General features: G+C 44.7%; 21 protein-coding genes. 1 reads left to right on the top strand and 20 read right to left on the bottom strand.

Annotation, left to right across the window (positions count from 1 at the left end; all coding sequences use genetic code 11):
* Positions 1-97 precede the first annotated feature (97 nt).
* From trxA to D7D50_RS06675, 12 genes are all read right to left on the bottom strand, one after another.
* Positions 98-412 (bottom strand): thioredoxin, encoded by a 315-nt coding sequence (gene trxA / locus D7D50_RS06735; protein ID WP_006595996.1) that lies wholly within the window; start codon positions 410-412, stop codon positions 98-100.
* Between the two features lie 94 nt (positions 413-506).
* On the bottom strand, positions 507-3,575 hold the full coding sequence (locus D7D50_RS06730; protein ID WP_120701803.1) for a CocE/NonD family hydrolase: 3,069 nt from the start codon (positions 3,573-3,575) through the stop codon (positions 507-509).
* 114 nt (positions 3,576-3,689) lie between these two features.
* On the bottom strand, positions 3,690-5,690 hold the full coding sequence (locus tag D7D50_RS06725; RefSeq protein WP_120701802.1) for a peptide ABC transporter substrate-binding protein: 2,001 nt from the start codon (positions 5,688-5,690) through the stop codon (positions 3,690-3,692).
* A gap of 109 nt (positions 5,691-5,799) precedes the next feature.
* A complete protein-coding gene (trpA, locus tag D7D50_RS06720) occupies positions 5,800-6,585 on the bottom strand; it encodes a tryptophan synthase subunit alpha (RefSeq protein ID WP_120701801.1) in 786 nt (261 codons plus the stop codon).
* Between the two features lie 2 nt (positions 6,586-6,587).
* A complete protein-coding gene (trpB, locus tag D7D50_RS06715) occupies positions 6,588-7,790 on the bottom strand; it encodes a tryptophan synthase subunit beta (RefSeq protein ID WP_120701800.1) in 1,203 nt (400 codons plus the stop codon).
* Positions 7,787-8,368 (bottom strand): phosphoribosylanthranilate isomerase, encoded by a 582-nt coding sequence (locus D7D50_RS06710; protein ID WP_120701799.1) that lies wholly within the window; start codon positions 8,366-8,368, stop codon positions 7,787-7,789. The genes trpB and D7D50_RS06710 overlap by 4 nt, the downstream gene beginning before the upstream one ends.
* A complete protein-coding gene (gene trpC, locus D7D50_RS06705) occupies positions 8,355-9,122 on the bottom strand; it encodes an indole-3-glycerol phosphate synthase TrpC (protein WP_120701798.1) in 768 nt (255 codons plus the stop codon). The genes D7D50_RS06710 and trpC overlap by 14 nt, the downstream gene beginning before the upstream one ends.
* On the bottom strand, positions 9,119-10,123 hold the full coding sequence (trpD, locus tag D7D50_RS06700) for an anthranilate phosphoribosyltransferase (RefSeq protein WP_120701797.1): 1,005 nt from the start codon (positions 10,121-10,123) through the stop codon (positions 9,119-9,121). The genes trpC and trpD overlap by 4 nt, the downstream gene beginning before the upstream one ends.
* A gap of 64 nt (positions 10,124-10,187) precedes the next feature.
* Positions 10,188-10,754 (bottom strand): aminodeoxychorismate/anthranilate synthase component II, encoded by a 567-nt coding sequence (locus tag D7D50_RS06695; protein ID WP_120701796.1) that lies wholly within the window; start codon positions 10,752-10,754, stop codon positions 10,188-10,190.
* Positions 10,751-12,106 carry an anthranilate synthase component I gene (trpE, locus tag D7D50_RS06690; RefSeq protein WP_120701795.1) on the bottom strand — a complete coding sequence of 452 codons (1,356 nt, stop codon included), beginning with the start codon at positions 12,104-12,106 and terminating at the stop codon, positions 10,751-10,753. The genes D7D50_RS06695 and trpE overlap by 4 nt, the downstream gene beginning before the upstream one ends.
* A 491-nt stretch (positions 12,107-12,597) precedes the next feature.
* Positions 12,598-13,635, bottom strand: coding sequence for a M42 family metallopeptidase (locus tag D7D50_RS06685; protein WP_120701794.1), 1,038 nt, complete (start codon positions 13,633-13,635; stop codon positions 12,598-12,600).
* Between the two features lie 325 nt (positions 13,636-13,960).
* The gene (locus D7D50_RS06675) at positions 13,961-14,563 is read right to left on the bottom strand and encodes a hypothetical protein (RefSeq protein WP_120701793.1); all 603 of its coding nucleotides are present in this window, start codon (positions 14,561-14,563) and stop codon (positions 13,961-13,963) included.
* 235 nt (positions 14,564-14,798) lie between these two features.
* On the opposite strand from D7D50_RS06675, the gene D7D50_RS06670 reads away from it, so the two are divergent.
* A complete protein-coding gene (locus D7D50_RS06670; RefSeq protein WP_120701792.1) occupies positions 14,799-15,494 on the top strand; it encodes a VIT1/CCC1 transporter family protein in 696 nt (231 codons plus the stop codon).
* A gap of 29 nt (positions 15,495-15,523) precedes the next feature.
* Here the strand turns inward: D7D50_RS06670 and D7D50_RS06665 are convergent, their stop codons facing one another.
* From D7D50_RS06665 to D7D50_RS06630, 8 genes are all read right to left on the bottom strand, one after another.
* On the bottom strand, positions 15,524-16,063 hold the full coding sequence (locus D7D50_RS06665) for an NADPH-dependent FMN reductase (protein ID WP_120701791.1): 540 nt from the start codon (positions 16,061-16,063) through the stop codon (positions 15,524-15,526).
* Between the two features lie 147 nt (positions 16,064-16,210).
* Positions 16,211-17,062: a VOC family protein gene (locus D7D50_RS06660; protein WP_120701790.1), complete on the bottom strand. Its 852-nt coding sequence runs from the start codon at positions 17,060-17,062 to the stop codon at positions 16,211-16,213.
* A 149-nt stretch (positions 17,063-17,211) separates the two neighbouring features.
* Positions 17,212-18,813 carry a type I restriction-modification system subunit M gene (locus D7D50_RS06655; protein WP_120701789.1) on the bottom strand — a complete coding sequence of 534 codons (1,602 nt, stop codon included), beginning with the start codon at positions 18,811-18,813 and terminating at the stop codon, positions 17,212-17,214.
* 21 nt (positions 18,814-18,834) lie between these two features.
* Entirely contained in the window at positions 18,835-19,128 is a 294-nt protein-coding gene (locus tag D7D50_RS06650) for a helix-turn-helix domain-containing protein (protein ID WP_021144391.1), read from the bottom strand.
* Positions 19,118-19,483, bottom strand: coding sequence for a type II toxin-antitoxin system RelE/ParE family toxin (locus tag D7D50_RS06645; protein ID WP_120701788.1), 366 nt, complete (start codon positions 19,481-19,483; stop codon positions 19,118-19,120). The genes D7D50_RS06650 and D7D50_RS06645 overlap by 11 nt, the downstream gene beginning before the upstream one ends.
* Positions 19,484-19,648: 165 nt before the next feature.
* On the bottom strand, positions 19,649-20,854 hold the full coding sequence (locus tag D7D50_RS06640; protein ID WP_120701787.1) for a restriction endonuclease subunit S: 1,206 nt from the start codon (positions 20,852-20,854) through the stop codon (positions 19,649-19,651).
* Positions 20,855-20,987: 133 nt separating this feature from the next.
* Positions 20,988-21,884, bottom strand: a complete 897-nt coding sequence (locus tag D7D50_RS06635) for a hypothetical protein (RefSeq protein WP_120701786.1) — start codon at positions 21,882-21,884, stop codon at positions 20,988-20,990.
* A gap of 395 nt (positions 21,885-22,279) precedes the next feature.
* The gene (locus tag D7D50_RS06630) at positions 22,280-25,273 is read right to left on the bottom strand and encodes a type I restriction endonuclease subunit R (protein ID WP_120701785.1); all 2,994 of its coding nucleotides are present in this window, start codon (positions 25,271-25,273) and stop codon (positions 22,280-22,282) included.
* Positions 25,274-25,473: the final 200 nt, after the last annotated feature.

Below are 25,473 nucleotides of genomic sequence, written 5' to 3'. Positions count from 1 at the left end.
GATTCTGTTAACAACTTCATGAAAGAAAAAACTCGCTCACTTCCTAAGTTGGAAATGAACGAGTTTAATCATCTAAGAAGCAAGGGCTTCTTTTTTGTTAGCTTAATTCTGCAACAATCGCTTTGAGTTGTTCTTTGGTATGAACACCAGCAACTTGTTTCACCACTTGACCATCTTTCTTGAATAAGAGAGTCGGGATGGACATGATGCCGAAGTTGCGAGCAGTGTTTGGATTTTCATCCACATCCATCTTAAAGATTTTCAAGTCATCTTCATGGATTTCTTCTGCCAGCTGTTCTAAGATTGGTGCCTGCATCCGGCAAGGACCACACCAAGTTGCCCAGAAGTCGACCAAGACCAAACCTTGGCTAGTTTCTTGTTCAAATGTTGCATCTGTTAGTACGTGTACCATAGTTCCTCCTTTGATCAGTGATTGTCACTAATCTCTCATTGATAGTTCTATTCTACACCAAAATTGAAGTTTTTAGAAATATTTGCTACGTTCCTCAGCCTTGGTTCTCCTCTTTCTTTTTCTTCCAGAAAAGAAGGCTAGACAAGAAGAGGGTACCTAAACCATAGAATCCCATCCATTCCTCTGCGCTACCTGTTTGAGGAAGCTGACCTGCTTTTTCTTGTGCTGGAGTTGCTTCTTTAACCGTCTCAGAGACAAATCTTTGTCCATAAGCAACAGATAGAGCCTCTGGTTTTGCAATTTCTTTCTCAGCTGATTTGACGAGAGGAAGAAGACTTGGACTAGCAGGAATTTCTGGTTTTCCATATCTTTCAGGCTCTGGAAGGACTGGCAGATGGTATTCTTCAATTGAATGAATGGCTGGTTCTACTAATTTTGCTCCTTGAATCTCAGGAAGGGCAGCATATGCTGTATCAGCCGCGTTCGGAAGATAAGAGGCTACCTGCGAACGAGTCCCTTCTACGATCGGAATAGTCGCACGGATCGAATCTGTCTTGAAGGTCACTTCATAAGGATTCTCAACAGTTAAGTCTGATGGATCATAAGTATTGAAGACTAGGGCGAGCTTGTGTCCTTTTTTAACCGTATAAAGGTTTGGTTGGAGATGGACCGTATAGTCGTGGAATTCTCCAATTTTTGGTTCGATGCTATTTCTTGAGCTAGCTGAATCATAGCCAGACTCAGGGTTGGCCAGGTTGATCCAACCTTTTGCGATGACCTTATACTTGGTCTTGATGGTTTCGAATTCAGCCACAGAAAGGTTGCTTAAATTGCTACCCATCCAGAAGCCATCTGCTTTTTTATCCGCCTTGACCCCACCGTTGCCTACAACATCAAATTCTTCATCCGATACGTCGACTAAAAGAGCATTGATTTGGAAGTTCTTTCCTTTCCCCTTAGCAAGGGCTGCCTTGAAGTGTACAGGGATATGTCCTTTGATAGTGGTGTCTTCTGTCACTTCCGATACGAAGGTCATGTTGGCTTTTGAAGAACCTTGGCTCACGGTTTCATCACGCTTGGCAACTTCGACACCAGCTCCAGCATAATCGCTCGAAATGGTTTCTTCCAAGCGTTTCGACTGCGCATTGAGGAAGAGGCGCTGCGTGGTCTTCCAATTATCATACGTGGTCCACTTGCTTGGATCATAGTTGTTTTGCGCCAAGACAGCTGGTAAATTTTCGACGTGATTATCCACTCCATATAGGTAATGGGTCAACCAGGTATTGAGCAGGTCATAGAAATCTTGGCCATTAGCCTGAATACCATAACCACGGGACATAGCTGCTGGATAGACGTGGTCTCCTTGGTGGAGATAGAGTTTGACATCCTGCCCTGCTTTCTTAAGGGCATCGTACATGAGTTCAAAATGCTTGGTTTTAACGTTGTCATCATTCAAGCCGTGAACCAAGAGGGCGCTGGTCTTGAATTTTTCAGGATGCAGGGTATAATCCCGTTCCTTCCAGACATCGCTGTAATTGCGCTCATGCGCATTTTGATCCTTGTTGAGCTGGTTGATGTAGTTGGCATAATTTTGCCAAATACCAGCCCAGTCTTTTTCATCTAGAATCCGAGTACCGACATAGAGGGACAACCAAGATAAATCACTATATGGTGGGTTCCCATAAGCTGTTCCTTGACTGTTGAAATAATCATACCAAGAAGCGATCCCAGCAGCTGGTACGATGGTCTTCAGACCTTCGACTCCTGTACTTGCCACACCAAAAGTCGTGGTTCCAGCCCAGGATAGACCGGTCATGGCAACATTTCCTGTAGCCCAATCTGCCTTAATTTCGATATTGCTAGTCTTATCGGTGTAGGCCTTGCGCTTGCCATTGACCCACTCGATAATATTCTTGAAGGCATTGATTTCAAGGTCAGAGCCTGTCGTGTTAAAACCTTCCGACCCTTTGGTGCCAAGCCCCGCACTAGAGATGAAGGCATAGCCTCTGACTAAGAAATAGTCATACCAGTTCAAGTTTTCGTAGTCATAGATATACTCGTAGGGACTGTAGTAGTACCAATCCGAAGCCTTGGCTTTCTTGGCTGCTTCGACTGTCGAAGAACTTCCGACAGCCTGTCGTTTAGCAGGTTGCTCCCGCAACTTCTTCATATCGTAAGATCCATCTGTCGGTAAGCCCAAGCTTTCAAGGGTCACATAGTTCTCATCCAAGGTTCCTGCTACATATGGACGCGCTTCGAGAATGGTCGCAGCCTTAAAATCTCCCCTGGCAACTGCCTTAGGCAACTGGACAATGGCCTTGACTAAGTCAGGCTTGCCATCCGCATCCGTATCGTTATCGGTCTCCACATAGACTGGGAAGCGGACGATTTCACTATCCTCATAGTGATAGTCTTCATCAGATTTTTCCCCAGTTGTATAAGGGAAGATGGGTTGAGCTCGCCCATTCAAAAAGAGAGGAGCTTTCTTTTCAGAGCGATAGGCATCGTAGAGTTTCTTGGCGATGCTGTACATATTGGTCAGTTCTTCTTGACTAACCTTGCGGTTCAAGTCCTCTTGAGTGCTGATCATCCCTAGACTCTTAGCAAAACGTTCCCGATCTGCGGCTGATTGACCAGCCTGCTTAGGATCCTTCGCAGCCCACTGAAGCAATTCATCAACAGCATTTTGAATCGTTAATTCCTTGTCTTTGAGGTCGCTATTGGCCAAACTACCTGTATAAGAAGTTAAGGCTTGTCCTGTTGCTGGAGTTGATGTTCCCGTCGAAGTTGCTGGACTAGCTGGGACACCTGCCCCCTGAGGTGCCTGAGGGAGATTTATTTTTTCAGTTACCGTCACGGTCTTTTCTTGTTCGACTGGCTTGTCAACCTTCTCCGTCTCCGCCGGAGCAATTGGACTCGGTCCTGCAGGTTCAAAAGTCTCTACTTCCTTCTTAGGTTCCACACTTGGAGCGGATGCTTGATCTACTTGAGATTGGGAAGTTGCTCCTTCAGATGCTACAGGTTCCGGAGCCACCTGAGTCACGACTTCTTTCGTCGGAGAAAGCTCTGGTAGGTTCTCATCTGCTGCCACCACTTGATTTAAGATAAAGGGAGCTAGCAGGAGGCTAGAAGCTACCATGGACACCACTGTTTTCTTTTTCATAAACGAAACCTCGCTATTTTATAATCAATACAGCTATTATACTATGTAAGCGCTTTTGTATCAAATTTTTTCCAAGAAAAAAATCGAGGCAAGTTTGCCTCGATCTAAAGATACTTATTTCACATGATCTTTTAATTCTTCTTGAGCTTTTTGGTTAGACTCTGCTTGCTCTTTCTTCCATTTTTCAAGAGCTTTGTTGTAGTCTTCGGTTGTTACAGCCTTGTCTTGAAGTTCCATGCCTTTATAGACAACGTTGTCTTTCCCTTTACCACCGGTCCAGCCAAATGGTGCTGAGAATGGTACAACACGAGTCAAGAATGGACGACCAGTCTTAGAAGTTGTTGGGATGACCAAAGCACTATCCGTCAACCAAGCTTGAGCTACCGCATATTTCTCATAACGTTTGTTAAGGTCTTTGGTTTCAGCTCCTGCTTCTGTTACCATCTTCTCAAAGTCGTACAAGCCAACTTTCTTAGCTGCTTCATTGTTTTCGCTTGGGTCAAATCCAAGGAAGGTACGAGTGTTTTCACCAGAAGATGCTTTCAAGATATCAAGGTAAGTTGATGGGTCTTGATAGTCAGGGCTCCATCCAACGTTATCTGAGATATCCCAGTCTTCGTCTTCTGCTTTAGCAGCAAAGAGGGTCACGTTCAAGAGGTCTTCTTTGGATACCATATGGATGTCGACAACGACGTTTTCTTTTCCAAGCGTACTTTCAACCGATTGTTTGAAAGATTGAGCACGTTGAACCTTAGATTGAGTCGTTTGGTCTACTGGCATATCCAAGTGAATTGGGAATTTCACACCGTCTGCTTCAAGTGCAGATTTTGCTTTTGCAAACTCTTCTTTAGCTTGTTTTGCGTTGTAAAGACCATTTTGACCATCGTCAAGATTTGCATCTTTCCACTCGTCTCCATAAGTCACCAACTCAGTTTTAACCATCTCACCGAAGGTCTTACCATCTGCTTGAACGAATGTAGGTGGGATGTACAAGTTACGGATCAGTTTGCTTGCTCCATCTTTACCATTTGCTTGGGCAGCATAAGATTCACGGTCAAAGGCAAAGCTGATTGCTTGACGGAAGTCTTTGTTCAAAAGAGCTTTCTTAGTAGATGATTTTTCTTCATCAGTTGTTTTTGAAGTATACTTGTAAGACTGACGATCGATATTCACACCGATAACGAAGGTGCTGGCATCTTGAGGAGTGTAGATGATTTCATCTTTAAACTTCTTAGCTTGGTCTGTAAATCCAGGTCCAGTTGGGAACAATTTAGCAAGGCTAAGAGCGTTGTCCTCAAATGAGTTGGCCAATTTACTTTGGTCTTGACCATCATAGTATTCTAGCTTAACATCTGTGATGTGGACGTTATCCTTATCCCAGTAGTTTTCATTCTTGCTCATCTCGATAGATGATTTAGAAGTGAAGCTCTTCAAGATGTAAGGACCATTGTAAAGAAGTGAGCTCGTGTCACTTGCTTGGGCAAATTTATCCCCTTTAGATTCTACGAATTTCTCGTTGATTGGGAAAGTGATTCCAAGAGTCAACTTAGAATTCCAGAAAGGCTCTGCTTGGTTCAAAGTGATTTGAAGGGTATGATCATCGACTGCTTTAATGCCTACATTTGAGAAGTCTGAAGTCTTACCTTCAACATAATCATTCAAGCCCTTGATAGAGTTTTGAATGATGTAGAGCATTTCAGACTTGTGGTCAGCGGCATACTTGATCCCTGCAACGAAGTCTTCAGCTGTCACGTCCGCATACTCTTCCCCTTCTGAATCATACCATTTGGCATCATCACGAAGTTTGTAAGTATAAGTCAAGCCATCTTCTGAAACTGTCCAATCTTTAGCAAGTGAAGGAATCAAATTCCCATACTTGTCGTTTTCAAACAATCCATCAATCAAGTTTCCTGTGATTTCATGGGTTGCAGCTTTACCAGATGTGATGTAGTTCAAGTTTTCAGGTTCTGTCTCGTAAACGTAAGAGAATTTTTGACCTGCTTCACTTGATTTTGAGCTTGAGCTTGATGGTTTAGAACCACCGGAACATGCTACAAGAATACCTGCTGAAAGAAGAGCTACTCCTGCAAGAGCAATGACATTTCTTTTTTTCATTGTTTACTCCTAATAAATTTTTAAGGTTGTCATAAGATTATACCACAAAGATTTTCAGAAGAGAAGTAATTTTCTGAAAATTTATTAAATTTTGTAATTTTTCTTGTCCTTAGCATTTATTAAAGTGTGAACCATAGTCTACAAATGCCTTAACATCGCTGGTTTTGCCCTCATGAAGGTCCCGAACAATTTTTGACCCCACGATGACACCATCTGATACCTGATTAAAGCGTTGGATGTCTTCTTGGGTGGAGACCCCAAATCCTGTCAGAACTGGAATAGTGCCCAAGTCTCTCAAGGTCGCCAAGTGCTGATCCAAGTCGTCCCGGTAGTTGCCCATCTTCCCAGTAACTCCATTGATGGCTACTGCATAGATAAAGCCTTCTGCTTCTTGGATCAAAGCCATTTGGCGTTCGATACCTGTGGTCAAGCTGACCAAGGGAACAAGGGCAATATCACTCCCATCCAAGTAAGGTGCTAGCATATCGGCATGCTCATTTGGTAGATCTGGAATAATCAAGCCTTTGACAGAGGTAGAAGCTAATTCTTTGATAAAGGCTTCAATCCCATATTGGTAGACAGGATTGATATAGGTCATGATGACTAGAGGAATCTTGGACTCTTGTTCTTGGAGTTTTTTTACTATAGCTGTTAAAGTCACGCCCTTAGCCAAACTGCGTTGCCCAGCCATTTCGATGACTGGCCCATCCGCTACAGGGTCCGACCATGGAATCCCCACTTCAATAGCCGATGCTCCACTTTCTTCCAAGAGCTGGATGGTCTCAAAAAGGCCATCGAGTCCCTTCTCATGATCGCCCGCCATGATGTAAGGGACGAAAATTCCTTGCTTACTGTCTTTAATGGCTTGTAAATGCTGTGTTAATGTCTTCGTCATCTCTACTTCCCTTCCGCTTCAAACCGTTCTTTCACCTGCATGACATCCTTGTCTCCACGACCAGATAAGCAGACGATGAGCGTTTGGTCCGGAGTCATTTTTGCTGCGACTTTTTGCGCTAGAGCGATAGCATGACTGGACTCCAATGCTGGAATGATCCCCTCCAAACGAGAAAGCAACTTAAATCCTTCGAGGGCTTCTTCATCCGTGATGGAATCATAGCTTGCCCGGCCAATTTCATTAAAATAGCAATGCTCTGGCCCCACACCAGGATAATCCAATCCAGCAGAGATAGAGAAAGCCTCCATGATCTGTCCATGGGCATCTTGAAGCACTTCCATCAAAGCTCCGTGAAGAATTCCTGGACGACCTTTGGCAAAGGTCGCTGCGTGTTTGTCCGTATCCAAACCAAGACCAGAAGCTTCTGCTCCGTACATGGCTACTGATTCGTCTTCTACGAAGGGGTAGAACATACCAATGGCATTGGAGCCTCCACCGATACAGGCTAGGACCGCGTCAGGAAGTTTTCCATCTGAGACCTCTGCAAACTGACGTTTGGCTTCCTTACCAATCACGGATTGAAAATCTCGGACAATCTCTGGGAAGGGAGCTGGTCCAAGGGCAGATCCCATGATGTAGTGAGTATCATCAATTCCAGCTACCCATGCACGAAGGGCTGCATTGACCGCATCTTTCAGCACGCGCGATCCGTCTGTCACACTATGGACTTTTGCTCCTAAGAGCTCCATCCGAAAGACGTTGAGGGCTTGGCGTTTGACATCTTCTTCCCCCATGTAGATGGTACACTCCATCTCGAAGAGAGCCGCTGCCGTCGCTGTCGCCACCCCGTGTTGACCAGCTCCTGTCTCCGCGATAATCTTCTTCTTGCCCATCCGTTTAGCCAGCAAGACCTGACCAAGGGCATTGTTAATCTTGTGAGCCCCTGTATGGTTGAGGTCTTCCCGTTTCAGGTAGATTTGCGCTCCACCGATGTGCTTGGAAAGACTTTTTGCATGGTAAAGGGGAGTCTCCCGACCTACATAATTCTTGAGCAAGTCATCCAATTCCGCTTGAAAGCTTGGATCTGCTTTGGCATCTCTATAAGCCTTATCGAGTTCAATCACGGCTGTCATCAGGGTTTCTGGGACAAACTGTCCTCCAAATCTTCCATAAAACCCTTTTTCATCCGGTAGTTGATAGTTCATGCTTTCGCTCCTTCTATAAATGCTTTTATCTTTTCAATATCTTTGCGTCCGTCTGTTTCGACACCTGATGAGACATCCAGTGCATAGGGCTGAAAGGTCTCTCTAGCTTGACGGACATTGTCCACTGTTAAGCCCCCTGCAATAAAGAAATCCTGCTGGATCTTCTGATTTTTCAGCAAATCCCAATCAAAGGTTCGCCCACTCCCAGCTACGGGAGCATCAAAGAGCAGAAAATCTGCCGGGCTGGTTACTTTAGTTTTCTGGTCACTGAGCTGGATGGCTCGAATGACTGGAACTGAGATCTTTTGTATCAGAGCTTCATCAAACGTTCCATGAATCTGAACGATGTCTAAGGGAACCTGAGCAATGGCTTGCTCCAAGTCCTCTAGACTTGGTGAGACAAAGACTCCAACAATTTTGGTCTTGCCAGTCACCAGTTTTGCTAATTCGTGGGCTTGCTCCAGACTGACTTGTCGCTTGCTCTCAGCGAAAACAAAACCGACATAGTCTGCGCCTGCTAGGACAGCCGTCTCCACTGCTTCCACTGTAGACAGGCCACATATTTTAACCTTTGTCAATTTGCAACTCCTTGACCTTTTCTGCTACATCCCCTGCTGTCATGAGGGCAGTCCCTACCAAGATCCCATTAAAGTAGGGAGCGACAAGGCTTGCATCTGCACCATTAAAAATAGCGGACTCCGATATATAAACTGGCTGGTCTTTAAAATGTGTAGACAATTCAAGACTAGCATTCAGATCCGTTTCAAAGGTGACCAGGTTCCGGTTGTTTACTCCTATGATGTCCGCCCCAATCCGATGGGCTATTTCGAGCTCAGGTAAGTTATGGGTTTCTACCAGCACCTCCAAACCAAGCCCCGTCGCAAAATCATAAAGCTCCTTGAGCCGGGCTTCTGGCAGAGCTGCGACAATCAAGAGAATAACCGTAGCTCCGGCATTACGAGATCGGACAATCTGTTTCTCATCAATGATAAAATCCTTGGCCAAGGTTGGAATCGTCACCTGGGAAGAAATCTTACGAAGGTAGTCTAGATCTCCCTTGAAGAAGACTTGGTCCGTCAGAACCGAGATCATGGCTGCCCCATTTTCTTCATAGGTCTTGGCTTGGGCGACAATATCTACATCCAGATTGATATCCCCCATACTAGGACTTGCCTTCTTCACCTCGGCGATGATCTGCAAGTGCTCTTGATGGCTCTTGAGAAAATTATAGAGGCGATAGGTCTGACGGAGAGGCTGGAGATCTTCCATGACCATTTGCGCCACTTCTTTTTCTTTTTGTTCTAGGATCGTCGGTAGAAAGGCTTTACTCATACTTGAACCTCTTGTAAGTGTTGCAATTTAGCAAGGGCAGAACCATCCGCAATCAATTGACGTGCCAGCTCTACACCTTCTTTGATGGTTGCGACTTTTCCATTGGCATAAAAACCAAGACCTGCGTTGAGAACCGTTGTTTCCAGATAAGGGCTGGCTTCATTCTTCAAGACACTAAGGAGAATCGTAGCATTTTCCTTGGCATCACCACCAGTAATTTCGGACAACTCCACCTTGTCCATACCCAGATCTTCATAGGTAAAGGTATGCTGGCTGATCTTGCCATTTTCTAGCAGGGTGTAGGTATTGGTTCCATAAAGAGCCGCTTCGTCCATATTATCAGGACCTGTGATGACCACTGCACGTTTACGTCCCAACTGTTGAATGGCACGTGCGACAATCTCTTGCAATTCGGCACGGTAGAGACCCATGAGTTGCGTTTCTAGATCCAACGGATTAGCGAGAGGGCCGACCAGGTTCATAATAGTTGGAATCCCCATAGCTTGGCGAGCAGGGCCAATGAAGCGCATAGCCGGATGCATGGTTTGCGCAAAGATAAAGGCTAAACCAACCTCATCCAAAGCTTTCGAAAGAATCTCTGGTGAGGCAGCCACGTTGATGCCAAGTTCTTCTAGGACATCTGCAGAGCCCGACTTAGAAGAAACAGAGCGATTGCCGGCCTTGGCCATGCGGATCCCCCCAGCAGCCAAAACGAAGCAAACGGTCGTTGAAATGTTAAAGCTATAGGATTGATCGCCACCAGTCCCGCAGTTGCACATAGCATCTGAAAAGGTCTCGGGTAAAACCGTTGCATGGGCCTTTAAGGCGCGCACAATCCCCGTAATTTCGTCTGCTGTTTCCCCCTTGGTTTTGAGTCCCATCAAAAAGGCAGCGATTTGACTTTCTGATAGTTGGTTTTGCAAGATTTGATCAAAGACTTCTTGGACCTGCTCTTGCGTCAAGTCTTGGCGATTAGAGATTTGTAAGAATAGTTCTTTCATAAGGGTTTCCTCTTGTCTTTTCTACACGATTCAATTGAAATTTTATCTGGTTGGAACTGCTGGTCTAGTCTAGGACGAGCTTCACAAAATTTTCGATCATTTTTAGACCATCTGGACTGCCGATACTCTCAGGATGATACTGAAGTCCGTAGATGGGCAGGCTCTTGTGTTGAATGGCCATGATTTCTTGGTCGTCCGTGGTAATGGCCGTAACCTCAAATTCTTCTGGCATTTGGTCAACGACGATAGAATGGTAACGCATGATGGGTACATCATTCTCAATATCCTTGAAAATGGGGGATGGTGTTTCAAAGGTAATCTGGCTTTGTTTGCCATGCATGACATTCTTAGCCAAGCGCAACTTGCCACCAAAAGTCTCAGCCAGGGCCTGGTGACCCAAGCAAATCCCTAACATAGGCTTTTTCCCTGCAAAGTCCTTGATCATGGCTTCCATTTTCCCAGCATCTGCCGGCCAGCCTGGACCGGGGGAGAAGACGAGGGCATCTGCCACCTCCGCCTGCTCATACAAGCGCTCGTCATCATTTCGCAAGACCTCAACCTCTGTAAAAGTTCCCAGGTATTGGGCCAAATTATAGGTAAAGGAATCATAATTATCCACTAATAAAATCATTGAACATCTCCTATTCTTGTCATCGATTTTGCCTTGTTAATCGTCTCGTAAAATTCATTCTCCGGAACACTGTCATAGACAATCCCTGCTCCTGCCTGGACATAGGCCTTTTGATTTTTGAGGATCATGGTCCGGATAGCAATAGCAAAGTCCATGTCCCCTGTCGCGGAGAGGTATCCGATAGCCCCTGCATAGACACCACGTTTTTCCTGTTCCAACTCATAGATCCGACGCATGGCCCGAATCTTAGGAGCTCCAGAGACTGTTCCCGCTGGTAGTGTAGCCTTAAGAGCATCCAGGGCTGTTAGGTGAGGAAGGAGTTGCCCCTTGACCACACTGGTCAGGTGCATGACATAGCGGAAATACTCCACTTCCATATACTTGGTCACTTCGACCGTTCCATTTTGGGCGATTTTCCCGATATCATTGCGGCCCAGATCCACCAGCATGCGGTGTTCAGCAGTTTCCTTGACATCGTGAAGGAGTTCATGAGCCAAGGCTTGGTCCTCTTCCTCCGTCGCCCCACGAGGACGGGTTCCAGCTATCGGATTGGTGGTCACCTCTCCTTTTTTCACCGATACCAAGCTTTCCGGACTGGCCCCAATGATTTGGTAGTCCCCAAAGTCGTAGAAATAGAGATAGTTTGATGGGTTGGTCACACGCAAATTTCGGTAATAATCCAAAGGATCTCCCTCGAAGTCTGCTGAGAAGCGTTGACTGAGGACACACTGGAACATATCGCCTTCTCGGATCAGCTTCTTGGCCTTGGCTACCATCTCCATAAAGACTTCTTTTTCGATGTGGTTGCTAAACTGCAGGGCCTGCAAGGCCTGAGGGGTGAACTCATTTGGTGCTTGAGTTTGCAGATCAGTCACCACTTTCCCCAGTGATTGGCGGACCGCATCATTGCTCCGACCAGAGTAAATATTGTCCTCCACCACATAGACTTTTTCCTTCTTGTGGTCAAAAATCACATAGGACTCGTAGATGAAGAAATGCATGTCTGGTGTCCCGATCGTATCCTGAGGAATCCGTCCAATCTCTTCGTAAACCCCGATCATATCATAGCCTGCAAAACCGATAGCCCCTCCGGCAAAAGGAAGATCAGATGTCAACCCCTTGACCGTTACCTGATGGAGGTAGTCAAAAGGATCTTGCTCCAGCACCTTGCCATTCTCATATAGGATCCCATCCTGATAGGTCACCTCAAAGACTGGATTGTAAGCCACGATAGAAAAGCGGGCATTCTCCTTCTCACGCGGGATAGACTCAAGGATCACCTTATGGTCTCCTTGGACACGCATGTAGGCTAGGATGGGGGTTAAGGTATCAGCTGGTAAAATTTTTTTCATAGGAATTCCTTTCTTTTCCTAAGGACGAAGCCATGCAAGTCCTGATTCAATCACATCCAATACTCTTCAAAGTTAACAACTAGACCAACTTCAAAAGAATACAAAAAACCTCACAGAGTAAAACTCTGTGAGGGCATTAAATCGGATTTAACACGGTACCACCTCAGTTAATGGTCAAAAAGGGTAGAAAGCGACCATTATCTCTATCTCCTCTAACAAGGAGTTGCACGATAAGGGGTGCCTACCGAGAAGAATATGTGTTATCTTCTCCTACTCTAAACAATCAGCCCAATGTTCACTAACTCCGACTACCTGCTCACAATACCCGCAGGCTCCCTGAAAATCTTAGACTAGTTACTTTCTGATTTACTACATATTTTACTACAATTTTTTGGCTTGTCAAGAATTTTTTGACAGTTTATCCTAAAAAATCTGCCCAGTCAACTGGACCAGGCAGACTCAATCCTATGTTTTAACCTTGAAAACGAAGCTTATTTCACCAAGTCACTCTTGAGATAGGCATCGACCATACGCTCTGTCGCCACCACAGAATCTACATGGGTCCGCTCATAGGAGTGGCTAGACTCGATCCCTGCTCCGAGAAGACCATGCTTGACTTCTGCTCCTGCACTCATGGCTGCGGAGGCATCAGAGCCATAGAAAGGATAGATGTCCAGTTTGTAAGGGATGTTTTGCTCCTTGGCCAAGGCTACCAAGTGCTGGCGGAAACCATAGTGGTAAGGCCCAGAAGCATCTTTGACACAGATAGAAACCGTGTACTCATCTGTCTGCTGGTCATCTCCCATCGCCCCCATATCCACCGCCAAGTATTCGACAGCTTGAACCGGGATGCTAGAGTTAGCGCCATGCCCTACTTCTTCAAAGACAGAGAAGGCAAAGTGAGTCGTTATTGGAAGGGTCACGCCTTCTTCCTTATAGACGCGCAAGAGGTTGAGCAAGATAGCAGCGCTGACCTTGTCATCCAAGTGACGAGACTTGATAAAGCCTGTATCCGTGACAATGGTCCGAGCATCAAAGCTGATAAAGTCTCCCACTTCAATCCCCAAGTCACGCGTTTCTTTTTCATTGGTTACTTTTTCATCCAAGCGCACTTCCATATTGTCCTGGGTCCGCTCCACAGTTCCCGCATCCTTGTAAACATGGCAAGATGTTTGGTGGACAAGGATAGTACCTGAGTGGGTCTTACCTGTATTGGCTACATGGACGGTACAGTTTTCCCCTTCGATCATGTTCCAAGGGAAGCCACCGATGCGATCCAGCTTGAGACGACCATCTGGTTTCACAGCACGGACAATCGCTCCCAAGGTATCCACATGGGCTGTGATGTAGCGGTGTTGCTCGTCATTCTCACCCTTGAGGACAACGGTTACGCCTCCCTTAGCTGTCCGAACAGGGCTGTAGCCCATGTCTGTCAAAGTCTTGACTAGATAGGTAGCCACTTCTTCTGTAAAGCCTGTCGGTGATGCGATGGCTGTGAGTTCTTTTAGATATTCAACTGTTTGATTCATGAATTTCTCCTTCAATAATCTGCTAGTACGATTATAGCACGACTGCCCCTAAAAGACTAGCTCAGATAGAAAGCAAAAAAAGGCTGGGATAAAAGTCCTAGCCTCTCAATTGTCTTTGGATAGTCGAGCAAGACGCAGTGGTTGAGTGGGCTCTACTACGCTGATTTCATCAGCTTTTACAGCCCTACTCAACTGTGCGGAGGTGGGACGACGAAATCGAACTCTAACGAATTACCGATTTCTGTCCCACTCTCTCTTTCTTTATTTCTTTTCAGATCCAATCTACAGCTGAGGAAACTGAGTCCCCACAGAGAAGACAGGGGCCTTAGCTACTCAAACCTCCAACAAACTTATAAGCAGTTACCAAAGCATTTGTCATGGTATCACGGGTTGCTTTGAAGGCCTCAATAAAGGCTGCACGGTGCTCTTCTGGGAAAAGCGTTGTATCATCTCCAAATTGAGTAAGAGTTTCATTCACAGAAGCCAACTCTTCATCCATCTTCTTGATACCAGGTTCCAAGGTCTTGAAGTAAGATTCTTGTTCAGATTTTGGCAACTTTTCACCCAATTCATTGGCATGCTTCTTGTAATTTTCAGCTAGTTTTGCATAAAGTCCCTTGATATCCCCGATTGTTTTCGCATTTTCAATTTCCTGATCTGTTACCAAAACAACTTCTGGAGCTGTTGCTTGAGCGCCAGAGCCTGAAGTAGACTGACTAGAAGAGCTGCTTGTATCATCTGTCAATTCAAATTTCTTTGATGAAGATGATTTCTTCTTAGATGAGGAAGACTTCTTAGAAGAAGATTTCTCCACCTTGCTTGAAGACTTCTCTGAAGAAGCCTTTGGTTTTGCAGTTTGATTTCCCGAACATGCGACCAAGGTCAAGACCGAGAGAAGGGTAATACCGCTTGCGACTAATTTTTTCATGGTTGACTCCTATTCATAATTCATTTATAGAATTATATCTAAAATTATTTCGATTGTCAAAGCATTATAATATCTTAGCTCCTTCTGCTGACGGTACATTTTTAAGATGAGATAGACCTTCTACCCATTATAGACCTTTCTTAAATTGTCGAACTTTTATCATTTAGGACAAAAGTCTTGCAATATTACTTAACTTTAATTATAATCATTCTAAATAAGGAATCAGGAGACAAGTATGACTGAAACAAAACATGGCCTTGATGCTTCTTTCAACGACCGCTTAAATATCTTACGGGCTGGAGTGCTCGGTGCCAATGATGGCATTATCTCAATCGCTGGAGTTGTTATCGGGGTTGCCAGTGCGACCAGTAACCTCTGGATCATCTTTCTCTCTGGTCTCTCTGCAATTCTAGCTGGTGCCTTCTCTATGGCGGGTGGTGAATACGTCTCTGTATCTACCCAAAAGGATACAGAAGAAGCTGCTGTGAGCAGAGAACAAACCCTTCTGGATCGCGATCCAAAGGCTGCACGCGACTCCCTCTATGTGGCCTATATTCAAAATGGGGAATGTGAAACGGCTGCTCAAATCATGACCGAGCGGGCCTTTCTCAAACACCCTCTCAAAGCCTTGGTGGAAGAAAAATATGGCCTGGAGTTTGAAGAGTTTACTAATCCTTGGCATGCGGCCATCTCGAGCTTTATTGCCTTTGTCCTCGGATCTCTTCCTCCTATGCTGTCGATCATCCTCTTGCCAAAAGAAATCCGGATCCCAGCAACGGTGATCATCGTCGCCCTTTCCCTTCTCTTTACTGGCTACACCAGTGCCAAGCTAGGAAAAGCTCCTACCAAGCAAGCCATGATCCGTAACTTGGTCATCGGACTACTGACTATGGGTGTTACCTATCTCTTCGGACAATTGTTTAGTATCTAAAAAAGCTGAGACAGAAGTCTCAGCTTTTTTTACGCTTCCAACAAGGCTTGGGCTTGTTTTTCCAATCCTGCGATTGCTTCGTCTGTCAAGACCAATTCACCTGTTGTCCAAGCTTCTGGGTTAACGGTTGTTCCTGTGAAGTCTCCCACTACTTGTGTACGAACGAATGGCAAGAGGGCTTGGTAAGCCGCAAACATTGGCTCGTGTCCTGCATTAGCGACTGAAGAGACTGTTACGATCTTGTCTTGGAGGGCAGATGGACCACGAGTTTCTGATAGGTCAAGGGCACGGCTGAACCAGTCGATCAAGTTTTTCACCACACCAGGAATAGCAAAGTTATAAACTGGTGAGAAGATCCAGATAGCATCTGCCGCAAGGACCGCATCACGCGCTGCTTGCACTGCTGGTAAGGTTGGAGTTTCCAAATCTTGGTTCATCATCGGGATGTCCTTGTAGTCCAAGTAAATCACTGTTGCTTTTCCTTCAAGAAGGCTTTCTGCTTTCTTAGCCATTTGGTGGTTAAAAGATCCTTGACGAAGGGATCCGACGATAAATAAAATGTTTTTCATAGTTGTTTCCTCCTTCTGTTGTAAGTTTATTTATTACAAAAACTATTATACATGGCCTAGATGTAATGTCAAGAATTACATCTTGAAATATCACTAATTTTTACTATTTCTGTTTTTTCTCTCAAAAACCCTAATTTATCAAGCTTTCTAACCCTTTCTAACTCGAGTCACGATCCCATCCGGATCTGTAAACGCGAGCTCACTTGAGGTCAGCCAGGTGACTGGTGCCTCCTGCTCTTTTGCTCGCTCTGCGATGGCAACCAAGTCTTCTTTCTTTTCTACGTGGACGATGTAATAGGCTAGGCCAGGAAGCTGTGCTTCACGTTTAGCCAAGTGCTTGCCACCCCACTCATTGACTGCCAGGTGATGGTGGTAATCCCCAGAAGCGATCCAGCTGGCTGATGGGACGGTGAACTTATCCGACAGGTCTAGCACCTTCTGATAAAAGGCTGACGCTGCTTGGCTATCTCTCACAGAGAGGTGAATATGACCCATGCGGGTAGCGGACGCAATCTGGAAGGGCTCCACCTTGCGGCCCATCTCATAGATCTCTTGGGCAGAGAGCTCCTCCGTCACGCCAATGATACGACCATCCTCACGGATATCCCACTCCGCAACTGGCTTATCCCGGTAGAGCTCAATACCGTTGCCCTCTGGATCTTCAAGATAGAGAGCTTCGCTGTAGCCATGGTCAGCAGCCCCGACAAAGGGAACCTTCAGCTCAGCCATATGCTTGAAGACATCCGCCAAGTCCTCCCGACTAGGTAGGAGAATGGCCATGTGGTAGAGACCGTAGCTAGCCTTAACAGGCTCGGTCCGAACCGTTTGGATGAGATGAACCAAGGGCTTGCCTCCAGCCCCAAGAAGAACTTCCTCCTCAGTCTGAGACAAAATCTCCAAACCCAGAATCTGGGTGTAAAAAGCGGTCTGACGGGCCAGATCCTTCACATTGAGGACTGCTTCTGCCAAGTAAATCTTGCTATTGTATGCGTAAGGCATAGGTGTCGCCTTTTCGGTTTCGTTTTTTGTTGTAACCTTTTTTATTACAACATTATACACTCTTTTATAAAAGAAGCAAGAAAAACAACTCGACAGAAAACCCTCCTTAGAAAACTAAGGAGGGAATTGTCTGTTAAATGTATTAAGAACTACCCCTTAAACTCTTGGACAAATTTCTTGAGTTCGGCATCAGCTTCTGGTGTCGTTCCATGAAGCTGGCTGAGCATATCTAGAAGAGAGGCTGTCTGGGTCTCGATAGTGGCATTGGTTTGGTTGATCTTAGCCACGATCTCTGTTAGTGGTTCTACTTCTTCTTCCTCAAAGGTATCCACATAGCGTGGGATATTGAGGTTGTAGTCATTCTCGACGATCTCCTCAAAGCTAGCTAGATGGGCAAACTTATCCATGTCCTCTCTACTCTTATAGGCCTTAAGGATCTTCTCGATATGGGCATCCGTCATAATATTCTGGTTCTTACCCTTGTCAAATTCCTTAGAGGCATCGATAAAGTAAACGTCCCGATTGGTGCGGTTCTTCTTGAGAATGATGACCGTCGTTGGGATGCTGGTATTGAAGAAGATATTGGCAGGAAGACCGATCACCGTATCAATGGCCCCTTCTTCCAGCAAGGCCTTGCGAATGGTTCCTTCAGCATTGCCACGGAAAAGGACTCCATGAGGAAGGACGATGGCCATGACTCCCTTGTCCTGCTTGAGGTGGTAATAACCATGCAAGAGAAAGGCAAAGTCTGCCTTGGACTGAGGCGCGAGCTTGCCAAATGGGGAGAAGCGAGGATCTTGGAGAAAGCCGGAGCTTGCGGACCACTTGGCTGAGTATGGTGGGTTCATAAGGACTCCATCAAAGTTGGTCGGCTCTTGAGTCGGCCAGTCTTCGTCCAGCGTATCCGCATTATGCAAGAACTGGTTTTCCACCGGGACCCCGTGTAGGATCATGTTCATCCGTGCTAAGTTATAGGTTGAGGTATTGAGCTCCTGACCAAAGTACTGGACGGTTTGAGGCTGGTGAGAAAACTTCTTGGCATTGAGCAAAAGCGAGCCTGATCCCATGGTGGCATCGTAGAGGGTAAAGCCCTGCTCGTCTTCACGCCCTAAAAAGGCAATCTGGGTCATGAGCTTGGCTACAGGCTGGGGAGTATAGAACTCTCCTGCCTTCTTACCAGAGTCGGTCGCAAACTGACCAATCAAGTACTCATAGGCATCTCCGAGCATATCACCCGCATGACCTGCCACATCCAGCACTGCCAATTCTTTCATAACGGCAGCCACTAGCTGGTTTTGCTTTTGAGGTGTCGCTCCAAGTTTCTTAGAGTAGAGATCAATATCCTCAAAGAGATTCTCATAGAGGTCGTCACTCTGCTCGATATCTCGGAAGCCCTGAGCTAGATCTTCTAGCTGAAAGGTCCCTTCATTGACCCGGTCCACCAAGGCCGTAAAGGTCAAGTCTGGCTTGATGACATAGTTGAGCTCATCAGTAATGACAGAGATCAAGTCCTCTTTAGAGTATGGATCCTCATAGTAGGATCGGTAAAGCGCCAAGGCTTCATCTAAGCTCTCTGTCTCCTCCTCCATGGTCTCTGCCACGAAGAAGAGCAACTTATCTGAGAGGTACTTGTAAAAGATCATCCCCAATAGGTAAGACTTATAGTCATTGGCATCCATTTTAGAGCGGAGCACATCCGCTGAGTTCCACAGTGCTTGGTAGAGTGCCTGGGAGGTTTGTGTTGTTTCCATAATAGTTCTTTCTGATTTCTTTTAGACCTTTTCTTGTTCCAGTGGGACGACAGCGAGGGTCTTGCCCAGACTGGCTAAGACTTTCAAGACCGTATCCAATTGAGGACTGGTCTTTCCCGTCTCCATCCGAGCAATGACCGGTTGGCTGACCCCACTAAGTTCTTCTAGTTTCTTTTGGCTAATGCCCTTTTCATGCCGAGCCTCGATCAGCTCTGTCATAATCGCGACCCGCAGATCACTTTCCAGGATTTCTTCCTTGGTGAAGAGCTCTGCTCTCACATCTTTCCAATTGCTACCGATGGCACTATTCTTCATCTCTTAGCCCTCTTTCCTTCAAATCTTGCAACTCCCGCTTGGCTTTCTCGATCTCTCTTCTGGGTGTCTTTTGCGTCTTTTTGACAAAATGATGCAGTAAGACAAAGCTCCCATCCAGCCAAGCCACGAATAAAATCCGATCCCGCAAGGGTCTCAACTCCCAAATCTCTCCATCCAGATGCTTGATGTAAGGTTGGCCAGCACGGGTTCCCTGCTGGCTCAAAAGCTCGATATAGTCGTTGAGCTTATTGAGTTTGATCCTGCTTTCCTTGCTATCGTGACGAGCTAGCTCCCTCATGTAGTCCAAGACCGGTTGATTCCCCTGTTTGTCCTTATAAAAATAAATAGCGTGCACAAAGCAACCTCTTTTCGAATTTATTATAACTCTAAAGTTATTAAAAGTAAATACTTTTAAGTTATTAAACACTAAGGAGTACCCTTTGAAAGGATCAAAGGGGCTCACTTATACTATTCGAAAAAGGGTGCGCTTATGGATGCTGATAAAGGGAATTTTTGAAGGTTAGATAAACATATCTTGTAAGAGTTTCTTTTTGAGAGTTTCTAGCTGAGAAATTTTTTCTTGATGAGAGTTAATGAGGTTATCGAGGTTTGAAAAATATGAACTTATTGCTTGTTGTTCTTTAAAGTTTGGAAATACGAATTTTAAACTAGAAAAATCTTTAAAACTGATACTTTTCCCATCTCGAATTCCATAAGTGACTGTTTCTAGTCGTTTTATAAAATCTCTTGAAGTTAATATTGAATTCCAAAAAGATGGTAAGTTATTTTCTTTATCAATAAAATCTATAATTGTATATGCAGGTGAAGTTATTCCTTCTAATTTAGATAAAGCAAAACCTCCCTGGAAAGAACGTAAATGAATTACGAACTGACCTGGTTTTACGACCTTATAATTATTGAGAGTAGCTTCATCATACTTAATGTCAATACCTATTTCATCTCTTAAAACCATACCATCAATTTGAGAAGCTGACAACACAGGTAACGAAGCTTTATTTTTCTTAGACACTGACTTAAAAATTTCATCTGCTCGTTTAATTTCCCAATCACCCTCAAACCCATCCAAACGAATCTCAGGAACTGTCTGTCCAGCTTTTGGAAACATCTTGGAAAACATAGTTTCCTTGAGAGATTGGTAGTTAGCAAGATTGTCTCTGTAGCTGGCTAAAAGTTCGTCAAGGGTACGGAAAAGGGAACCAATGGCGGATTGTTCTTCTATTGATTCCGGAATACAAAATTCAAAGGAATTAATTTCTTTGGAAGATATATTTGGTTGTGCACCTGCTACTAATACAGCATTTAGTTGGTTAGTAAATGCTTTCGTCTGTAGAACAGAGGAGAGAAAATCATAGTCTACTGCCCCATTATTTTGGAAATAACCTACACGTTGATTTTGATAATATTCTTCCTCAGAATCTAACATAGCTATTTTCCCTGTTGTTGCACCTGACATAGCTAATAAAAGTGAACGTCCTTTAAGTACAAATTTCTCATCTGGCCTTAGCTTTGAATAATATTCAAATTCACCTCCAACAGTCCCATCAAATCCAATATTTGAGATTCTAACAATTGGAATTCCAACATTTTGAAATTTTTCACTTTTAAAAGCAAATCCTCCACGTAACGGCGCAAGATTCTGTAATTTTTTTCTAGTCCATGCTTCTATGAAGTTTTTAAATCTTATTTTCGGTATTATAGTTTTCAAACTCTTTTCCTTACTCACTCTATTTCTATTTTTTTATTATATCACGAATCATAATAATAAATGTGTTAATAACAAAGTAAAGAGAGAAGAAAATACTTCTTCTCTAATTAGCACTATTCAATTATTAACAAAGTTATAAAAGACTAATTAACTCATCATCAAGCATTGACTTATTGTCTCTATATTTTTCTGAATGCTCCATGTAATCTATAAAATACTCTGGAGAAGAAGTTGTTGAATCTAGAATATAGTTCTTCTGTTTATCTTCATTATACCGTTTATTGATTTCAAGTTCTCGCAGAGTTTTTTTAGAGTATGGTTTCCCTTTTGCATCCTGATACATCGGTAATAGCTGTAATCGACTAAAGATATTAGAAACATATTTTGCTGGAGATATAATATATCTCTTACTAACTATTGTTTTGGGAACTAAAATCAATAATCTGTCTTTTTTATTTTCCTCTGGGTCCAATACATAAGGACTCTCAAACTTTGCCCATTCATGATTCTTGTGATCCCAATATTCAAAAGTTTTTGTAGCACTACTAATTTGAAGTCCATGTATTTTAGCTTGTTCTAACGAAAAAATAATAAGCTCTTTTTTCAACAAGCTGACAATCAAATCTGACATTCTGTCTTCAGAAAATCTCTTAGTAAACAAAGGCATAGCTACTGAAGTTAATGCTTTTTCTTGCACAGGTAAAACAGATGATTTTACAAAGCTAAAAAATTGGTCAAGCATCTGCATTGAGACGCCTTTCCCTCTTGAGTTACTTGAAGAATATCCTAAATGCGTTGCATTACATTCTTTAGAATGTGAAAACAGAGTAAATGAATATTTCTTATTCCCTTCGCAATAAATTTCATAAGATTGCTTAATAAAATCATCCACAATTATTTGAAATTTTTCTGGCAATAACAAAGGATCTAAAAATAACATAACATCTTCATTTGTATCGACATCTAAAAAGTCTAAACCTTTTTGGATTTGTTCTCTATTTAAATATTTTGATAATCGTATACCGATCACCTACTTTCAATAAAATTTGTAGAATGTAGGTTAGGATTTTTCACTTAGATTTACAATCTATCAAATAAATGATACACTAGATGTGGAGTTTTTGAATAGTACTTTCCTGAACTAGCGAAAATCCTAATCCTATCAAGTCGTCAGCGGCAACTGACGTCTTTTTTTCTACATTTAAAATTATAGCATACAAAAATTAAAAATCAATATCTTGTGGTATTTATCGAGAATAAATTTTCCAAACACAATATATAGTTGATTATTGCCTTGTCAAGTTCATATTCCTATCATAATCTATATGTAGTGTATTTAATTTCTTAATGCAAAACCCAAAATCTCCCCTAGAACAGTCATTCTAGGGGAGATTTTGGGTTTTATATTGATACTTTCTTCACATCCTACCTCCCCACTATCAGTGGCTCAATCACCTCTTCGATCAGTTGGGTATAGGCTTCTTTGATTTGTTTTTTGTAGCTGAGTGGGTTGAGGGCGTCTGCTACTTCTGCTTTGTAGTCTTTGTAGCGCTGGCTCTTGGTCAGCTGGCTTTCGCCGGCTTGTTTTTTAGCACCTTTGCGGTAGTGTTGGATATAGTAGCGGAGTTCGTCGGCTCCGATATACCACTTTTTGGCGAAGCTTACGATATGGCTATCGATGATGGATTCGATCATCTGGTCCAAGACTCCGGTGATGGATTGTCCTCGGTAGCGTTCGGGCTCTTCTTGGACTTGGGTCCAGAGGTTTTGGATGATCTCGGCTAGGCTTGGATTGGTCCGGTTCAGGCTCTCGATATAGCTATCCACGGTTGCGATATCCTTGTCACTGAGGGTCTGCTCGTCATTTTCCTCCTGCTGGATCATACTCTGGATCAGCATCAGGATATAGGCATAGTTGATCTCATCGACTTGGACGGACTCTAGCTCATAGTGGATATCCAGCTCATCTTCGCTGCCTACTTCTGGATTCCTGCTCTTGATCTCCGCCAGGATATTTTGATAGAGGCCTAGATAGGCTTCGAGCTGGCTGTCGCTGAGGCCTGTTTCCCGATAGATCTCCTCCTTATCATACTCTGAGTAGACGCGAATAGATGCTTGGTACTTGTCAAAGACCTGATAGGCTTTGGCGACCTTGCGGAGCTGGGCCGTTGGAGCCTGCTCGAGGGCAACTCCTTCTTCTTCCAAGTCTGTGACTTGGCCTTTAAACTCTGCCCAGGCTTTTAAGAAGTTGCGTTTCTCTTCTTCCCAGCTTGGTGCTAGGACTTCATTTTCTCCTCCATTGGAGTAGAGCTTGAGGGCATTGTCGACGGCTTCCTTAAAGGCTTGAGGGCGCTGGAAGGTGATGATATGACCGAAGTGCTTCTTGTCATCAAAGATCCGATTGGTCCGGCTGAAGGCCTGGATCAAGTCCTGTGGGCGCATGGGTTTGCGATCGATAAAGAGCGTAGAAAGACACGGAGCATCAAAGCCCGTCAAGAGACGGTCGACCACGATGACCAGGTCCAACTGCTCATTGCGGTAGAGGTACTTGTCCTGCTTTCTAGCCAGACGATTATTGACATCGCTATTAAAGCCTCGCAGATCCGCTAGGCTAAAATGCGTGCCAAACTCTTGGTTGTAGTCCTCCATGACCTGCTTCATGTGGTCTTGGTAGCTGATGGACTCTTCCTCATTTTCAGAGACCGAGTATGTGATGGTAAACTTTGGAAAATCTGGCAAATGGCGTTTGACTCGCTCGGAGACCTTGACCCGCTCCTTGCCAGCGAGAATGCTTTTAAGCAGATTATAATAGGCCTGTGCTCGTGGGATCGACTTGACCGTCAAGATCGCCTCATAGCTCTTTCCGACCCCTTTAGGGATATTGAGCTGTTGCTGGCTCTTATTGAGGATGGCATCTAGGACTTCTAGCATATGCTCCTTGTCCTCATAGGCCTGGTCCGGGATCTCTTCTTCTAGGAGATCTGAGATGATGGTATTGCGGTAGTCGACCTTAAAGCCCAGAACGGCTCCATCATGGATGGCTTCCTTGACTGTGTATTCATGCAGGCGATCGCCATACTGTTGGTGGGTAGTCTGAGCAAGGTCTCCCACTTGTTTGCGTTTGTTTTCCTTAAAGATCGGGGTTCCTGTAAAGCCATACCAGAGTGAGTTTTTAAAGTAGGCCTTGATCTCTTTTTGCGTCTGTGGGGTGACTGCCCGGTGGCACTCATCCACGACAAAGGCCACGCGCAGGTCCTTGATCTTCCCAGCATCCCGCTGGTACTTCCCTTCTTCGAACTTACGCATCATGGTCGTGATTTTCTGGATGGTAGTGACTACCACGCGCTTGTCATTGCCCCCTAAGCGCTTGACTAGCTCATGGGTATTGTCTGTCTCGTCGATGTCGATGACATCATTGGCCGCATAAGAGAGGAAGGACGAGGTCGTCTGCTGGTCCAGATCTCTTCGGTCGACGACAAAGATAGTCTTTTGAATGGCTGGAATCTGCAAGAGATTGCGTGCTACCTTGTAAGAGGTCAGGGTCTTACCTGAACCGGTCGTATGCCAGATATAGCCCGACTCTTGGCGACGAGAGGCTTCCTGCACAGCCTCGATGGCATGGATCTGGTAGGGACGAAGAAGGATGAGAGATTTCTTGCTATCGTCGATGACCGAGTACTGCATGACCATCTGATGGGCCCGGGGGATGGAGAGGACCTCATGAGCAAAGCTGTTGAGATCGATCATGGGTTGGTTATCCTTGTCCACCCACTTGGTCAAGAATTGCTTATTTAGCTTGCTTTCACGGGCTGCAGCGATATAGCGTGTGTCGACTTTATTGGTCACGACAAACATCTGCAAGCTGGAGTAAATGCCCCGGAACTTGCCTTCACGGTCGTACTTTTTGATCTGATGAAAGGCATCTAAAAAGGCCACTCGGGGACTCTTGAGTTCGATATGGATGAGGGGCAGACCATTGATCAGAAGGGTCGTATCTAGCCGTCGATCCTGGTCTAGTGGATAGGCCTTGTCACGTTCGACTTGGTTGACCACTTCATAGCTCGACTTCCCAGCTGCGATATTGTCCCTCCAGATGACCGCCAGACGGATGGTCCCTAGACTAGCATCTTCTCGCTGGACTTCTACCTTGGCGATCCCATTTTCACCTGCTAGCCACTTGGCCGCTTCATAGTAGCTGACAAAGTTGAGCTGGTTCTTGATCTGGCGCTTTTCTTGGTCGGTCAAGGGATGGTCTGCCAGCAAGGCGACATTGTTTTGCGCGAGCTTGTCAAAGAAATTGTCCCATAACTGCTCTTCATTCTTGAGATCCTGGCGATAAGTCCATTGACTCTCTCCTGATGTCAACTGCTGGATCAACTGTCTTTCAATATCAAGTTCTGGAGTTGCTACTGCCTTCATCCGTCTATCCTTTTCCTGTACATAATCTCCTATTATTATAGCATGTTTGGGAAAGAAATTAACGCTTTCAAAGCATTTTGTTGTTTTTTCGCGCAAAAAAGAGAGTGGGACAGAAATCGGTAATTCGTTAGAATTCGATTTCGTCGTCCCACCTCCGCACAGTTGAGTAGGGCTGTAAAAGCTGATGAAATCAGCGTAGT

The organism is Streptococcus koreensis, assembly GCF_003627135.1.
GTDB classification, from domain to species: Bacteria; Bacillota; Bacilli; order Lactobacillales; family Streptococcaceae; genus Streptococcus; species Streptococcus ilei.
Note: the sequence above shows the minus strand (reverse complement) of the source record. Positions and strands in the feature narration are given on the sequence as shown.

What these genes read in the sequence shown, in the direction of transcription:
- D7D50_RS06650 (WP_021144391.1), bottom strand. Translation starts at nt 19,128, where the DNA reads ATGAAGAATAGTGCCATCGGTAGCAATTGGAAAGATGTGAGAGCAGAG.
- trpC (WP_120701798.1), bottom strand. Translation starts at nt 9,122, where the DNA reads ATGAGTAAAGCCTTTCTACCGACGATCCTAGAACAAAAAGAAAAAGAA.
- D7D50_RS06730 (WP_120701803.1), bottom strand. Translation starts at nt 3,575, where the DNA reads ATGAAAAAGAAAACAGTGGTGTCCATGGTAGCTTCTAGCCTCCTGCTA.
- D7D50_RS06660 (WP_120701790.1), bottom strand. Translation starts at nt 17,062, where the DNA reads ATGCCTTACGCATACAATAGCAAGATTTACTTGGCAGAAGCAGTCCTC.
- D7D50_RS06725 (WP_120701802.1), bottom strand. Translation starts at nt 5,690, where the DNA reads ATGAAAAAAAGAAATGTCATTGCTCTTGCAGGAGTAGCTCTTCTTTCA.
- D7D50_RS06675 (WP_120701793.1), bottom strand. Translation starts at nt 14,563, where the DNA reads ATGAAAAAATTAGTCGCAAGCGGTATTACCCTTCTCTCGGTCTTGACC.
- D7D50_RS06630 (WP_120701785.1), bottom strand. Translation starts at nt 25,273, where the DNA reads ATGAAGGCAGTAGCAACTCCAGAACTTGATATTGAAAGACAGTTGATC.
- D7D50_RS06695 (WP_120701796.1), bottom strand. Translation starts at nt 10,754, where the DNA reads ATGATTTTATTAGTGGATAATTATGATTCCTTTACCTATAATTTGGCC.
- trpE (WP_120701795.1), bottom strand. Translation starts at nt 12,106, where the DNA reads ATGAAAAAAATTTTACCAGCTGATACCTTAACCCCCATCCTAGCCTAC.
- D7D50_RS06670 (WP_120701792.1), top strand. Translation starts at nt 14,799, where the DNA reads ATGACTGAAACAAAACATGGCCTTGATGCTTCTTTCAACGACCGCTTA.
- D7D50_RS06685 (WP_120701794.1), bottom strand. Translation starts at nt 13,635, where the DNA reads ATGAATCAAACAGTTGAATATCTAAAAGAACTCACAGCCATCGCATCA.
- trpA (WP_120701801.1), bottom strand. Translation starts at nt 6,585, where the DNA reads ATGACGAAGACATTAACACAGCATTTACAAGCCATTAAAGACAGTAAG.
- trpB (WP_120701800.1), bottom strand. Translation starts at nt 7,790, where the DNA reads ATGAACTATCAACTACCGGATGAAAAAGGGTTTTATGGAAGATTTGGA.
- trpD (WP_120701797.1), bottom strand. Translation starts at nt 10,123, where the DNA reads ATGAAAGAACTATTCTTACAAATCTCTAATCGCCAAGACTTGACGCAA.
- trxA (WP_006595996.1), bottom strand. Translation starts at nt 412, where the DNA reads ATGGTACACGTACTAACAGATGCAACATTTGAACAAGAAACTAGCCAA.
- D7D50_RS06665 (WP_120701791.1), bottom strand. Translation starts at nt 16,063, where the DNA reads ATGAAAAACATTTTATTTATCGTCGGATCCCTTCGTCAAGGATCTTTT.
- D7D50_RS06655 (WP_120701789.1), bottom strand. Translation starts at nt 18,813, where the DNA reads ATGGAAACAACACAAACCTCCCAGGCACTCTACCAAGCACTGTGGAAC.